General features: G+C 53.7%; 14 protein-coding genes and 1 tRNA gene. All 15 read right to left on the bottom strand.

Annotated elements, in window-relative coordinates; all coding sequences use genetic code 11:
- A partial coding sequence (locus OEV49_17540; protein MDH3892868.1) for a GTP-binding protein occupies window positions 1–108 on the bottom strand: 108 nt, incomplete at its 3' end.
- A gap of 19 nt (window positions 109–127) precedes the next feature.
- A complete protein-coding gene (gene fusA / locus OEV49_17535) occupies window positions 128–2,209 on the bottom strand; it encodes an elongation factor G (GenBank protein MDH3892867.1) in 2,082 nt (693 codons plus the stop codon).
- 220 nt (window positions 2,210–2,429) lie between these two features.
- Window positions 2,430–2,900: a 30S ribosomal protein S7 gene (rpsG, locus tag OEV49_17530; protein MDH3892866.1), complete on the bottom strand. Its 471-nt coding sequence runs from the start codon at window positions 2,898–2,900 to the stop codon at window positions 2,430–2,432.
- Between the two features lie 14 nt (window positions 2,901–2,914).
- On the bottom strand, window positions 2,915–3,289 hold the full coding sequence (gene rpsL / locus OEV49_17525; GenBank protein ID MDH3892865.1) for a 30S ribosomal protein S12: 375 nt from the start codon (window positions 3,287–3,289) through the stop codon (window positions 2,915–2,917).
- A gap of 119 nt (window positions 3,290–3,408) precedes the next feature.
- Window positions 3,409–7,500, bottom strand: a complete 4,092-nt coding sequence (gene rpoC, locus OEV49_17520) for a DNA-directed RNA polymerase subunit beta' (protein ID MDH3892864.1) — start codon at window positions 7,498–7,500, stop codon at window positions 3,409–3,411.
- Between the two features lie 61 nt (window positions 7,501–7,561).
- Entirely contained in the window at window positions 7,562–11,332 is a 3,771-nt protein-coding gene (gene rpoB, locus OEV49_17515) for a DNA-directed RNA polymerase subunit beta (protein ID MDH3892863.1), read from the bottom strand.
- 268 nt (window positions 11,333–11,600) lie between these two features.
- Complete coding sequence (gene rplL / locus OEV49_17510; GenBank protein MDH3892862.1) at window positions 11,601–11,978, bottom strand: 50S ribosomal protein L7/L12; 378 nt, start codon at window positions 11,976–11,978, stop codon at window positions 11,601–11,603.
- A 101-nt stretch (window positions 11,979–12,079) separates the two neighbouring features.
- Window positions 12,080–12,601 (bottom strand): 50S ribosomal protein L10, encoded by a 522-nt coding sequence (gene rplJ, locus OEV49_17505; GenBank protein ID MDH3892861.1) that lies wholly within the window; start codon window positions 12,599–12,601, stop codon window positions 12,080–12,082.
- Window positions 12,602–12,612: 11 nt separating this feature from the next.
- Window positions 12,613–13,317: a 50S ribosomal protein L1 gene (gene rplA / locus OEV49_17500; GenBank protein MDH3892860.1), complete on the bottom strand. Its 705-nt coding sequence runs from the start codon at window positions 13,315–13,317 to the stop codon at window positions 12,613–12,615.
- A gap of 74 nt (window positions 13,318–13,391) precedes the next feature.
- On the bottom strand, window positions 13,392–13,817 hold the full coding sequence (gene rplK, locus OEV49_17495; protein ID MDH3892859.1) for a 50S ribosomal protein L11: 426 nt from the start codon (window positions 13,815–13,817) through the stop codon (window positions 13,392–13,394).
- Window positions 13,818–13,855: 38 nt separating this feature from the next.
- The gene (gene nusG / locus OEV49_17490) at window positions 13,856–14,398 is read right to left on the bottom strand and encodes a transcription termination/antitermination protein NusG (GenBank protein ID MDH3892858.1); all 543 of its coding nucleotides are present in this window, start codon (window positions 14,396–14,398) and stop codon (window positions 13,856–13,858) included.
- Window positions 14,399–14,405: 7 nt separating this feature from the next.
- The gene (secE, locus tag OEV49_17485) at window positions 14,406–14,600 is read right to left on the bottom strand and encodes a preprotein translocase subunit SecE (GenBank protein MDH3892857.1); all 195 of its coding nucleotides are present in this window, start codon (window positions 14,598–14,600) and stop codon (window positions 14,406–14,408) included.
- A 26-nt stretch (window positions 14,601–14,626) separates the two neighbouring features.
- Window positions 14,627–14,700 (bottom strand) — tRNA-Trp (locus OEV49_17480).
- A gap of 14 nt (window positions 14,701–14,714) precedes the next feature.
- Complete coding sequence (rpmG, locus tag OEV49_17475; GenBank protein MDH3892856.1) at window positions 14,715–14,867, bottom strand: 50S ribosomal protein L33; 153 nt, start codon at window positions 14,865–14,867, stop codon at window positions 14,715–14,717.
- Window positions 14,868–14,909: 42 nt separating this feature from the next.
- Window positions 14,910–15,017: elongation factor Tu (locus OEV49_17470; protein ID MDH3892855.1), on the bottom strand; the 108-nt coding region annotated here is incomplete at its 5' end.

Here is a 15,017-nt window from a genome sequence, read left to right as displayed (position 1 = left end):
CAAAACCATCGTCATAGCCGCGGTCAACGTCGTCTTTCCGTGATCCACGTGACCGATCGTACCGACGTTCACGTGCGGCTTAGTCCGTTCAAATTTCTCTTTTGCCATAGTCTCCGACTACCTCCGTTTATCTCACATGTTGAAAAATCTTTTGCGATACATCACTTGGAACCGGCATATATTTGGAAAACAGCATGGTAAAGTTTGCTCGACCCTGCGAGATATTGCGCAGGGAATTGGCATATCCGAACATCTCCGATAGTGGCACTGTCACGGCAATAACTGTAGCGCTGTCGCGTGGCAACATACCGTTGATTTTGCCCCGGCGTGAGTTGAGGTCGCCAACGACCGAACCCATGTACGCTTCGGGGACAACCACTTCAACATCCATTATCGGTTCCAACAATACAGGTTCCGCTTTCTTTGCGCCACTCTGTAGCGCCATAAAACCAGCGACCCGGAAAGCCGAATCACTCGAGTCTACATCATGCGAATCACCATCCAGCAATTCACAGTGAACACCTGTCAGGGGGTAGCCGGCAAGTATGCCGGAGTTCATGGCCTCTCTGACACCCTTCTCAATCGCGGGAATATACTCTTTCGGCACAGCCGTGCCAACGATTTTGTTCTCAAATTGAAAATGAGTTCCGTCGGCGGTCGGGCGCAGCTTGACTTTGACCACGCCAAATTGCCCTTTTCCACCGCTCTGCTTGACAAAACGGCCTTCGGACTCGACTTCCTTGGTAATAGCCTCTTTGTAGGCTACAGTCGGGCGCCCCACCGAGGCGGCCACGCCGAATTCACGAATCAAGCGGGTGGTCAGAACTTCAAGGTGCAGTTCGCCCATGCCGCTGATAATAGTCTGCCCTGTTTCTTCATCATAGTTAACCTGAAAGGTCGGGTCTTCGGCGGCCAAACGGGTCAAAGCATCGTCGAGCTTGTCCTGGTCGGCTTGAGTTTTCGGCTCGATGGCAACGGCCACGACCGGCACCGGGAATGTCATCTCTTCCAGCATGACCGGATGTTTCACGTCGCAGAGCGTATCGCCGGTGGTGGTTTTGCGCAGTCCGATTACAGCCACTATTTCACCGACATCGGCGACTTTGACATCTTCACGCTTGTTGGAGTGCATTCTGAGAATCCGGGCAATGCGCTCCTTGATTCCACGGTTTGGATTCAAAAGGTAGGTGCCGGTTTTGACTTGACCGGAGTATACACGAATGTATGTCAACTTGCCGACATACGGATCGCTCATGATTTTGAAGGCCAGAGCGGCGGTGGGCTCATTGGAGTCGGGTTTGCGCAGGAGTGCTTTCTCGGAACTGTCAGGCTCATGCCCCTCGATGGCCGGAAGATCCAGCGGCGAGGGCAGAAAATCGACAACCGCATCAAGCAGTTTTTGCACACCTTTGTTCTTGAACGAAGAGCCACAGATAACCGGCACCATGTCGTTGGCGATGGTCGCCTTGCGAACGGCTTGCTGCACCTTGACCGGGTCCAGCGGTTCGTCATGGAGAAACTGCTCCAAAAGATGGTCATCGTGCTCAGCCACAGCCTCAAGAAGTTTCTCACGGTATTCGTTGGTCGTGGCTAACATATCTTCGGGCACCTCAAGATCATCAAAGGTGGTGCCCATTGAGTCTTCGTGAAAGACGCGGAATTTCATGGTGAGGAGATCGATAATACCGCTGAACAACTCACCTGCACCGGCGGGAATAGTGACGGCGACACACTGGGTGGCGAAACGTTCGTTCATTTCTTTGAGAGTGAAGGCAAAGTCGGCGCCGGTCCGGTCCATCTTATTAATGTAGGCAATTCTGGGGACCTCGTACTTGTCGGCCTGCCGCCAGACGGCCTCAGACTGCGGTTCAACACCGCCCACGGCACAGAAAAGAGCCACAGCGCCGTCAAGAACGCGCAGTGAGCGCTCGACCTCGACGGTGAAATCGACGTGACCGGGGGTATCGATAATATTGATAGTGTGGTCTTGTCCGGAATGATCAGGCCAGAAACAGGTAGTCGCGGCGGAAGTTATAGTGATCCCGCGCTCTTTTTCCTGCTCCATCCAGTCCATTGTCGCCGCTCCGTCGTGTACCTCCCCTATCCGATGTGTCTTGCCCGTATAGAACAAGATCCGCTCGGTGGTGGTGGTCTTTCCGGCGTCAATGTGAGCCATAATGCCGATATTTCTTACGTGATTCAGACTCATGTTTATCTATCTAACAAAAAAAATCCTGGCTGACCGCACTGTAGGCCGACACGTACTGCGTCGGTGAGCGTTTTCACGCTCGGTTAATCGATTCAGCAGGAGGGAGGAATCAGACTGGCAATTTGTGTTTCAAACTGTCAAGGTCTTGCAACCACCTCCTTGCCTGGGAAAGCAATTAGTTATTCTCATTCGCCTCAGCGTGTTGATCGAGAAACTCCTACTACCATTTAAAGTGGGCGAAAGCCTTGTTGGCTTCGGCCATCTTGTGCGTGTCCTCCTTCTTCTTAATCGATGCGCCTTCGTTATTGGCAGCCGCCATAAACTCGGCCGCCAGTTTTTCACCCATTGTTTTGCCGCTGCGAGCAGCCGAATACAAAATCAGCCAGCGGATGGCCAAGGCGGTGCGCCGGTCGGCCCGTACTTCGACCGGGACCTGATAAGTGGCGCCACCGACGCGGCGGGATTTCACTTCGAGAACCGGCTTGACATTGTTGACCGCCTTGTGAAACAGTTCGAGCCCGGGCTGACCGGTCTTTTTCTCGACTGAGTCCATGGCGTTGTACAAAATACTCTCGGCCACCGACCGTTTGCCTCGCTTCATCAGACAGGAGACAAACAGTGTCACTAATCTATCGCCGTACTTGAAGTCAAGTAGTGTGGGGCGCTTTTCGGCTTTGGTTCGTCTGGACATATCTCAGTAAAAACCTATGCTTTCGGCCGCTTGGTGCCGTATTTTGACCGACTCTGCTTCCGATCGGCGACGCCCGAGGTATCCATCGTGCCGCGAATGATGTGATATCGCACACCCGGCAAGTCCTTGATACGGCCGCCGCGAATGAGCACTATGGAGTGCTCTTGCAGATTGTGACCCTCACCGGGGATGTAAGCAGTTACTTCCATCTGATTGGTCAGCCTTACCCTGGCCACTTTCCGCAGTGCGGAGTTGGGTTTCTTGGGTGTTGACGTGTACACGCGAGTGCAGACGCCACGCTTCTGGGGCGAACCTTTCAAGGCCGGTGTTTTGGCCGCCTCAAAAACTCTTTTGCGGCCTTTGCGGATCAACTGGTTTATGGTCGGCAATCTATCTCCTAACTCTGTTTGCCTATTCTCGCTGTACATAATAAACAGCCGTGCATATTACTTAGATTGACGGATTGTGTCAAGCGCTTTTTGTCCAACTTTTTGTCCAAAATCGTGCCTTACTGCGGTTCGACAGCTTCCTCAACCTCAAGTTCATCGCCGGCCGGTGCTTCTTCTGTTTCTTCCTCGATCTCGACCTGCAACGCCTTGTATTTACCCACCCCGGTCCCGGCCGGAATGAGGTGGCCGATGATTACGTTCTCCTTCAGTCCGACCAGATAGTCCACTTTGCCGGCCACCGCAGCTTCGGTCAGCACCTTGGTGGTCTCCTGGAATGAGGCCGCCGAGATGAAGCTGTCGGTTGACAGTGAGGCGCGTGTTATTCCCAGCAACAACGGCTTGGAAGTTGCGGCCTCGCCCCCCTCGGCAATCACGCGGGCGTTTTCCTCGGAGAATCTGATCTTGTCGACCTTTTCACCTTCGAGGAAGTTGGTGTCTCCGACGTGCTCGATTTGCACCTTCTGCATCATTTGTCGGACAATGGTTTCGATATGTTTATCGTTTATTTTCACACCCTGCAAACGATACACTTCCTGGATTTCGTTCACCAGATATGCCTGGGCCTCATACACACCCAAAATGGCAAGAATGTCGTGCGGGTCAATCGCGCCTTCACAGAGCCGGTCGCCGGCTTCGGTTCGATCACCGTCGTGAACCATCATGTGTTTACCATGCGGCACCAGGTATTCGCGGGTCTCTTCCTGCTCACCCACAACGATGACCTGCTGCTGGCCGCGGACGATTTTGCCGAATTCAACAACGCCTTCAATCTCCGAAATCACAGCCGGATCATGAGGCCGGCGAGCTTCAAACAGCTCGGCCACGCGCGGCAGACCACCGGTAATATCCCGAGATTTCGCGATCACTCGCGGCATCTTGACAATCAGATCACCAGCTTGCACGGCCTGTCCATCGCTCACCTGCAACTGAGCGTCGGTCGGAATCCGGTAACTGGCCAGGGTCTTACCCTTGGGACTTTCGATCAAGACAGTCGGGAACAGGTTTTTCTCTTTGGTATCAATAATAATCAACTGAATCAGACCGGTCTGCTCATCATGCGCTTCCCGAACCGACACGTCTCGGATGATGTCCTTGAATTTGATTTTGCCGGCCCGCTCGGATAGAATCACACCGGAATACGGATCGGCTTCAAAGATAACATCACCCTTTTTGAGTTCGGTCCCCTCATCAACCAGCATGTGGGCGCCATACGGAACTTTGAGACGGGTCCGCACACGGCCGTTCTCATCGACAATATGAGCCTCACCGACGCCGTCACGAGAGACGATCATCGAGGTGCCGTCATCACGGCTTACCGCCTTGACATCTTCAAAGGTCAGCGTGCCGGCATGCTTGGCTTCCACTTGTGACTGTTCGGCAATACGGGCCGCCGTACCACCGATATGGAAAGTTCTGAGCGTCAACTGAGTCCCTGGTTCACCGATGGACTGGGCGGCAATCACGCCAACCGCTTCACCGATTTCGACCATTTTCATGTTAGACAAGTTACGCCCGTAACAGAGGCCGCAGACGCCGCGCTTGGATTCACAGGTCAAGACCGAGCGAATTCGCACCATGTCGATCCCTGCATCTTCGATCGCGGTGGCCTGTTCTTCACGCACTTCGTATCCTGCTTCGAGGATCAACTCGTCACTGATCGGGTCGTATACGTCGTCAAGAGTCACACGACCCAGAATACGGTCGGACAATGACTCGATGACTTCTTCACCCTCTTTCAAGGCCGATACTTCCAGCCCGAGGATAGTCCCGCAATCGATCTCACGGATTATAACATCCTGGGCCACGTCGACCAGTCGGCGTGTCAGATAACCGGCGTCGGCGGTTTTCAGTGCGGTATCGGCCAACCCCTTGCGGGCGCCGTGAGTGGAGATGAAGTACTCCCGCACCGACAGACCCTCGCGGAAGTTAGCCACGATCGGGTTTTCGATAATCTCGCCCACGCCACCGGTGATTTTCTTCTGCGGCTTGGCCATGAGACCACGCATACCGGCCAACTGACGAATCTGCTCTTTGGAGCCACGAGCCCCGGAGTCGGCCATCATATAGACCGGATTGAACCCGCCTTTTTGGGCCGCCAGGTTGTCGAACATGTCGTTGGAAATATCGCTGGTGACACGGGTCCAGGTGTCGATCACCTGGTTGTAGCGTTCGCCGTTGGTGATGATACCACGTTCGTAGCGCTTTTGGATTTTCGATATCTCGCCTTGTGCCTTAGTGATAGTCTTTTCTTTTGTCGCCGGTACGATCAAGTCGTCGATTGAGACCGTCACGCCTGAGGTTGTGGCATATTCAAAGCCTGTTTTTTTCAAGCGATCCAGGAAAGTGACCGTCTTGTCTTGCCCCAGTTTCCAGTAACACCAATGAATGAGGTCGGCCAGTTGTCCACGGTCGGCGACTTCGTTGGAGAACGGCATCCCTTCCGGCATGATATTGTTGAGCACCAATCGTCCGGGAGTGGTGTTGACCACCCCGCCGTCCATGCGCACACTGATGGATGCGTGCAGTTCGACGTGACCGGCGTCAAAGGCCGCCAGTGCTTCATCGGATGAGAAAAAGCCCATCCCCTCACCGGTGGCGCCGTCTTTAACTTTGGTCAGATAGTAGCAGCCAAGGACCATGTCCTGGGATGGTACCGCAATCGGTCGGCCCGAGGAGGGCAGCAGGATGTTGTTGGAAGCCAGCATCAGAAGACGAGCCTCAAGCTGCGCTTCAAACGACAGAGGCACATGCACGGCCATCTGGTCGCCGTCAAAGTCGGCGTTGAAAGCTGCACACACCAGCGGATGCAAACGGATAGCCTTGCCTTCCACCAGCACCGGGAAAAAGGCCTGAATACCAAGACGGTGCAGGGTGGGGGCGCGGTTGAGCATGACCGGGTGGTCTTCGATGATCTCTTCGAGAATGTCCCAAACCTCGGGGCGTTCCCGCTCGACCAGTTTCTTGGCCGACTTGACCGTCTGCACGTAACCCTTCTCTTCAAGCTTCATTATAATGAAGGGTTTGAACAGCTCCAGGGCCATGTTCTTGGGCAGCCCGCATTGATAGAGTTTCAGTTCGGGGCCGACCACGATAACCGAACGGCCGGAGTAGTCGACACGTTTTCCCAACAGGTTCTGACGGAACCGGCCCTGCTTACCCTTAAGCAAATCAGACAGCGACTTGAGCGGTCGTTTGGAATCGCCGCGAACGGAGTAAGTGCGGCGGCCATTGTCGAACAGAGCATCGACCGCTTCTTGAAGCATTCTTTTTTCGTTGCGCAGAATCACTTCCGGCGCCTGGATATCGATCAGCTTCTTCAGGCGGTTATTACGATTGATTACGCGACGGTACAGGTCGTTGAGATCACTGGTGGCAAACCGTCCGCCCTCCAGCGGCACCAGCGGACGAAGGTCCGGCGGCAACACCGGAATAGTCTTCAGGATCATCCAGTCGGGGCGGTTTGATGACTGACGGAACGATTCGATAATACGGAGTCGTTTGAGTACATCTTTCTTACGCTGTGCGGACGTCTCCACTTTGGCCTGGGCTCTGAGCGTGATGGCCATCTCTTCGATATCGAGATTCTTGAGTATCTCGCGGACCGCCTCGGCGCCCATGATAGCGGTAAAAGTCTTACCGGCATCTTCCAGTTCGATGTATTCATCTTCGGTGAGGACATCACCGATTTCGTAGGAAGAGTTGCCGGGGTCGATCATCAGGTAGTTTTCATAATAGAGAATGCGTTCCAGCTCGCGAATGGATAGGTCCAACAAATGCCCAATGCGCGAGGGCAACGACTTGAAATACCATATATGGGAAACCGGTACGGCTAAGGCGATATGCCCCATACGTTCGCGCCGCACCTTTGATTGCGTGACTTCGACACCACACCGGTCGCAGACAATGCCACGGAAACGAATCCGTTTGTACTTACCGCAGTTGCATTCCCAGTCTTTGACCGGGCCGAAAATGCGCTCACAAAAGAGACCGTCCCGTTCCGGTTTGAAAGAACGATAGTTAATGGTCTCCGGCTTGGTTACTTCACCATAAGACCATGACATCACCACATCCGGTGAGGCCATTTGCACCTGGATGGCGGCAAAATCTCCAGGCTTGTTGACTTGCGGCCGGTTTCCCATCAGATCGACCATGCTCGACTCCTTTATTCCATCCGCCACTCGCGTCCGAGCGGCAGCAATAACTGGCAACTTCCTACTTCTCGATCAGCTTGATATCAAGACCAAGCGCCTGCAACTCTTTGATGAGCACATTGAATGCTTCGGGGTATCCCGGATCGGGCGGATTCTCGCCCTTGACGATAGCCTCATAGACGCGGCTGCGTCCGGTAACATCGTCGGATTTGACCGTGAGCATCTCCTGCAGTGTATGGGCCGCACCGTAAGCCTCAAGCGCCCATACTTCCATCTCGCCGAAACGCTGACCGCCGAACTGGGCTTTACCACCCAAAGGCTGCTGCGTCACTAACGAATATGGGCCGATCGACCGGGCGTGAATCTTGTCATCCACCAGGTGCGATAGTTTCAACATATATATGTATCCAACTGTGATCGGATTATCGAACGCCTGGCCGGTGAGACCGTCGTTGAGGGTCAGTTTTCCGCTTTGCGGCAACTCAGCCTCGGCCAGCTTGCCTTTGATCTGATCAATCGAAGCCCCTTCGAAAACCGGACTGGCCAGATGCTCGCCCAGCCGTTTGGCGGCCCAACCGAGATGGGTTTCGAGAATCTGCCCGATGTTCATTCGCGAAGGCACACCGAGCGGATTGAGAATGATATCCACCGGGGTGCCGTCCTCCATGTAAGGCATGTCCTCAATCGGAACAACCTTGGAAACAACACCCTTGTTGCCGTGCCGTCCAGCCATTTTATCGCCCACCGATATCTTGCGGCGGATGGCTATCGTTACTTTAACCAACTGTTTAACGCCGGGAGATAATTCAGCCCCACGTATAACCTTGTCGACTTCTATTTCCATGTCGATGCGCTTCTTGTCGATTAGATCGGACGCTTCTTTCAGGATAGAACCGACGTGGTTGTTAGTCGAGTTGTCGGTGGTCCAGCCGTCCGGTGCCACGGCGTTTTCGAAGTCGAAGTCGGCTGCAAATTCGGCTCTGAACTTGTGGCCGGCACGAATCAAGACGCTGTTGTCGGCAACCGAGCGAATAGTCTGCGAGGTCTTGCCGTCGAGCAATTCACCCAGGCGTTGAGCCCTTATGGCACCGATCTCGTTGATCACCTTGTTGGAGTGTTTTCTGATCTCACCGGTCTGAAGCTTCTCCTGCTTTTTGGCTTCTTCAGTGCGTTCCTTACGACTGAAGACCTGAGTGCGAATAACCACACCCTTCATTCCGGGTGGCGCCTTGAGACTGGCATCGCGCACATCGCCGGCTTTCTCACCGAAAATAGCGCGCAGCAGCCGCTCCTCCGGCGACAGCTCGGTCTCACCCTTGGGCGTTACTTTACCGACCAGAATATCGCCAGCTTCGACTTCGGCGCCAACTCGCACGATCCCGTTTTCATCCAGGTTCAGAAGGGCTTCCTCAGAAACATTGGGTATCTCGCGAGTGATTTCCTCGGAACCGCGCTTGGTGTCGCGCACCTGCAATTCATACTCTTCGATGTGGATAGAGGTGAAAATATCACGTCGCCACAGTCGCTCGGACAGGATAATCGCATCCTCGAAATTGTATCCGCGCCAGGGCATGAAAGCCACCAGGGTGTTGTTGCCCAAAGCCAACTCACCGCGGTCGACAGCCGGACCTTCGGCAATAATGTCACCCTCTTTGACCTCATCACCCAACTGAGCCACGGGTCGAAAACTGATGCAAGTGTCCTGGTTGGAGCGGCGATACTTGGTCATTCTGATTTCGATATCTTCGGTGTAACCAAGTTTGCCGGCCCGCACTCTCGATTGCGGTCGGATCACAATCTTAGAGCTGTCGACATAGACAACGCTGCCGTTAACGGAGGACTTGATAACGGCACCGGCATCGGCAGCCACTTTGGTCTCCATCCCGGTTCCGACGACGGGCGCTTCCGTTCTCAAAAGCGGTACCGCCTGGCGCTGCATGTTGGAACCCATGAGGGCGCGGTTGGCGTCGTCATGCTCCAAGAAAGGAATAATCGAGGCCGCCACCGACACCAACTGGCGCGGTGACACATCCATGTAGTTCACATCGGCGGCCGGGATAGTCGGATAGTCCGATCTGCGACGCACCGAGATTTGATCATCGGTAAACTTTCCGGTTGAACCAAAAGGTTCATCACATTGAGCAATGTAGTACCGATCTTCCTGATCGGCCGACAGGTACTCGATGGTGTCGGTCACTCTCCCCTTCACGACTTTACGATAAGGCGTCTCCAGGAAACCATACTTGTTGATCCGGGCAAAGGTGGCCAGTGACGTTATCAGCCCGATGTTCGGTCCTTCCGGAGTCTCAATCGGGCACATGCGGCCATAGTGAGTGTGGTGTACATCACGCACCTCAAAGCCGGCCCGCTCACGGGTGAGACCACCCGGTCCCAAAGCCGACAGCCGACGTTTGTGAGTCAACTCAGACAGCGGGTTGGTCTGGTCCATGAACTGCGATAGCTGTGAGGACCCAAAGAATGTCTCCACCACCGACGAAACGGTACGGGCATTGACCAACAACTGGGGCGTCTGATTGTCCTGATCCTTAAGCGAGAGACGCTCACGGATTGTTCTGGCCACACGCGACAGGCCAACCGAGAACAGGTTGGACAACAACTCACCCACCGTGCGAGCGCGACGGTTGCCCAGGTGATCAATGTCGTCGGTGAAGCCTGCATCGTTGCAGAGGCCGGTGAGATACTTGATTATGGCAACAAAATCCTCGGTGTCGAGGGTCGTTTTCTCAAGCGGAATCTCCAGGCCCATACGCTGGTTGATCATATAGCGACCAACTTCACCAAGATCATAACGTTTGTTGCTGAAGAAGAACCTGTCCAGTAATGTCTCGGCCATCTCCAGTGTCGGTGGTTCGCCCGGCCTGAGCAGGGAATATATTTTTACCAGCGCTTCCTCGCGCGATTTGGTCGGGTCTTTTCGGATAGTATTGAGAATAACGAATACTTCGCGTCGTTCTTCGGCCGATATCATCTTGATCGACTTGTAACCAAGTCCGAGCAGTTTTTCGATGACCGCTTCGGTCAGTGGCTCGGCGGTGGCATAGACTACTTCGCCCGTCTCTTTGTCGATCAGGTTCTCAGCCAGAAACGAGCCTTCGTACACCGCCGGCTTGGCAGACTTCAAAGAGAGTTTGGTAACTTTGTAAAACAGATTGGTCAAGTCTTCATCGGTGGAAAAACCCAAGGCTCTCAGAAGCATTGTCACCGGCAGTTTGCGTTTGGAATCAATGTAGGCATACATGATGTCATTGATGTCCATGGCAAACTCGACCCAACTGCCGCGATATGGAATGATGCGGGCTGAGTAGAGTTTCTTGCCGTTGGGATGGATACTCGAGTCAAAGAACACGCCGGGGCTCCGATGCAACTGACTGACCACGACCCGCTCGGCGCCGTTGATGACAAACGTTCCCCATTTTGTGATCAAAGGCAATTCACCGAGATAGACATCCTGCTCGATGATATCCTTGACTTCTTTTTCGTCTCCCTCACCCTGCCGGGTGATGAGCCGCATCGTCACCCTTAAGGGTGCGGCGTAACTCATATTGCGTTCGCGGCACTCCTCAATGGAATAGCGGTTCGGTCCCAGATGGTAACCGACAAACTCCAGCTGGTGGTTCTCGCGAACATCCGTCACCGGAAAAATCTCTTCGAAGATGGATTGCAGACCCTGCTTGGACCGCTTTTGCGATGAGAGATCCTTCTGCAAAAAGTCCTCAAACGAACGAACCTGCACATCGAGAAGATTGGGCATCTCGGTGGCATCTTCCAACAAACCGTAACTTTTACGTGTCAATACTTCAGATTGAGCCAATGCGCTACCCTCCTGCCATTATGCGAGAACCTGCCACAACAGAACAAGCTCCCGATGGGGAGTAAACAGATTTATTAGTCATGTCGAGCGGCCTGGATGATCCTGACATCTCTACTTTCATATTCTCCCCTCGTATGGGGAGCCGTTGTTTGCAGTCAATCAACCAACCAAAAAAAACGAAACATGGGAATTTTCAGAGTACCATCATAGCTGGTATTCAAACCGAGCCGGAGTCCAATGGGTTCCCGGCTCGGTAAAGTCCTTTAGGTTACTTGATGTCGACGATACCGCCGGCCTCTTCGATCTTGGTCTTGACCGCTTCGGCTTCGTCTTTGGGAACACCCTCTTTAATCTTGGCCGGGGCGCTCTCAACCAGTTCTTTTGCCTCTTTCAGGCCCAGCGAGGTCAACTCGCGCACGGCCTTAATGACCTGGATTTTTTTGTCACCGATCGAGGTCAAGACTGCATCGAACTCAGTTTGTTCCTCAACCTCGGCGGCGGCAGCGCCGGGCATGGCGGCCATCGCCATGGGAGCAGCGGCGGTGACGCCGAATTTGTCCTGGATAGCCTTGGACAGGTCAGCCAGGTCCATTGCACTAAGATCAGCGATCTTGTCAACAATCTCTTCAATAGCTGCGTTAGACACTTTGTTCAACCTTTCATATACAACAATTAAATCAACTTACTTTCAATCACAAAAAGAGCCGTCCAAACCCATTCAGGCTTGTCGGGCATATTGCGTACTGATCAGCCCTCGCCCTGCTTTTTTTCAGCCAAGGCGTCGATAGAACCTATCAACTCCTGATGGAAAGCATCCAAAGAGCGTACCAACTCGGTAAGAGGCGACTCGACAGCCGCGGCCACTTGCGAATAGAGCTGATCTTTGGTCGGCAGATCGGCCAACCGTTTGATCTCGGCGCCATCGAAGGGAACACCATCAAGCCAGAACGCCTTCATCTTCGGCAAGTCGTGCGACTTGAATGAGTCGTTCAGAATCTTAGCCGCGCCGGCCGGATCATCTTCGGTAAAGACTACCGCCGTGGGCCCGGAAAGATGCTGATCGATACCCTCGAAGCTATCTTTAGCGGCGAGCCGGAACAGAGTGTTCTTGCCCACCAGAAACTTGACATTGTTTTCGCGCAGTTTCTTCCGAAGGTCGGTCAAGTCGGAGACATTCAGACCCTGGTAATCGGTCACAAAGACCGAGCCGGCATCCTCGAACAGTTTCTTATACAGCGCTACGGTTTCCAGTTTTTCTGCTTTTGGCACAGATACCTCTCTTATTTCTTAATAGCCGCCAGCAGAACCTGGTGGTCCAGTTTTATTCCCGGGCCCATCGAACTGCAAACGGTGGCGCCCAGGAAATAGGCACCTTTGGCCGCAGCCGGTTTGGCCTTCATAACAGCGTCGCAAAACGCCATTATGTTTTCTTCAATCTTCTCAGTATCAAACGAGAGCTTGCCGACCGCCGAAGCGATATTGGCCTGCTTGTCGACACGGTACTCGATGCGTCCGGCTTTGAGTTCGCCCACCGCCTTGGTGACGTCCGGAGTGACTGTGCCGGTTTTGGGGTTCGGCATAAGTCCGCGCGGCCCCAAAACTTTACCGAGCTTGCCGACCACCCGCATCATATCGGGAGTAGCCACGGCAACATCGAATTCCGTCCAGCCGCCCTGAATTTTTTCGGCCAGATCGTCCGAGCCGACCAAATCGGCTCCGGCCGCCGTGGCCTCGGCGGCCTTATCCCCTTCAGCGAACACGACAACTCTAACCGAAGAGCCAGTGCCGTGGGGTAAAGCCACCGTGCCGCGAACCATCTGATCGGCGTGTTTGGGATTGACCCCCAAACGAATGGCCACCTCGATCGACTCGTCAAACTTGACGAATTTGGCGTCCTTCATGAGCTGGACCGCCTCGGGCAGGGTGTACCGCTTATTCCGATCAATCTTCTCGCGGGCTGCTTTGTTGTTTTTCGAACGTTTCATTTACTCCATTCTCCCTGATCGCGACCGGAGCCGCTCAGGTCCCAACGAATCATGTGAACATCTATGTTTAGTTTTTATGCCTCGACCTCAATACCCATCGAACGAGCTGTTCCCTCGATCATCAGCATCGCCGTCTCGACCGACGCAGCATTCAAGTCTTCCATTTTGGATTCAGCAATCTCACGAACCTGCGCCTTGGTGACCATGCCGACCTTGTCTTTGTTCGGAACGCCCGAGCCCTTGGCCAGCTTGGCCGCTTTCTTCAAGAGGGTCGAGGCCGGCGGTGTCTTGGTCTCGAAATTGAACGACTTGTCGACGTAAACCGTGATTACCACCGGTGTCAAAATACCGCCACCGGCTTTGGTGCGTTCATTAAAGGCTTTGCAGAATTCCATGATGTTGACACCGCGCTGACCCAAAGCGGGACCGATCGGCGGCGCAGGATTGGCTCCACCGGCCGGAATCTGCAACTTTATGTAGCCATCTATTTTCTTTGCCACTTTAACCTATCTCCAATAATCAGTAAACTTCTATATGTCTAACTCGACTTGACTCTTTCGACCTGCAAAAAATCCAGTTCCACGGGAGTGGGTCGACCAAATATCGACACCATCACCTTGACCTTGCGACGTTCCATATTGACCTCACCAATGGTACCGGAAAAGTCGGCGAACGGTCCGTCATTTACTTTGACCGTATCCCCCGCCTGGAATGGGAACTCGGTCGGTTCTTCGGTACGACTACGATTGACCTGACCGACGATTCGTTCCACTTCGTCTTGCTTAAGCGGCCTCGGTTTGCCGCCGCCGCCGACAAAATTCGTAATGCCCGGTGTGGACACGACCATCTCCTGAGTCACCTTGTCCAGAACACATTCGACCAGAATGTAGCTGGGCAGGAATTTCTTGGTCGAGGTCGACCGCCGACCCTGTTTCATTTCCGTCACCTCTTCCGTCGGGACCAGGACATCGCCGAATTTGTCTTCCAGACCGGCGTTGGCCACGGCCGACTCGAGGTATTTTTTGGCTTTCTGCTCATGACCGGAGTAGGTGTGAACAGCATACCAGCGCTTAGTCGCCATTAGCTTCTCAGCCTCCAAAACCACCGAAAATCGCCCTTACCGCCACCGACAGCAATCGATCCACGATACCTATGAAGATCGCCACTATTAATGACACCACTATAGTCACGATCGTTGACCCGATCAGTTCGTCCTTGGACGGCCAGGTCACTTTTCGCAACTCTGCTACGACTTCCTTGAGAAACTTCTTAATCTTTTCCAATTCACTTCACTCACGTTTATTATTTGCAGGCCAGGAGGGACTTGAACCCCCAGCATCCGGTTTTGGAGACCGGCGCTCTACCAATTGGAGCTACTGGCCTGTAACCAAACTTGCCTATCTTGTCTCCTTGTGCGGAGTATGCTTGTTGCAGAAGCGACAGTACTTGCGGTATTCAACACGTTCAGGATGAATGCGCTTGTTCTTCTTCAAGTCGTAGTTGCGACGTTTGCACTCGCCGCAAGCCAACACTATTCGATCTCTTGGCATACTCTATAACTCCGCGTGATTTTCTCTCTATCGGGTTGTCGACTACTCGATTACTTCGGCGATAACGCCGGCGCCTACCGTGCGGCCGCCCTCGCGAATCGCGAACCTGAGCTCCTGCTCCATCGCGATCGGCATGATTAACTCTATGTT

The sequence above is a fragment of the Candidatus Zixiibacteriota bacterium genome (assembly GCA_029860345.1).
GTDB lineage: Bacteria > Zixibacteria > MSB-5A5 > GN15 > FEB-12 > JAJRTA01.
Note: the sequence above shows the minus strand (reverse complement) of the source record. Positions and strands in the feature narration are given on the sequence as shown.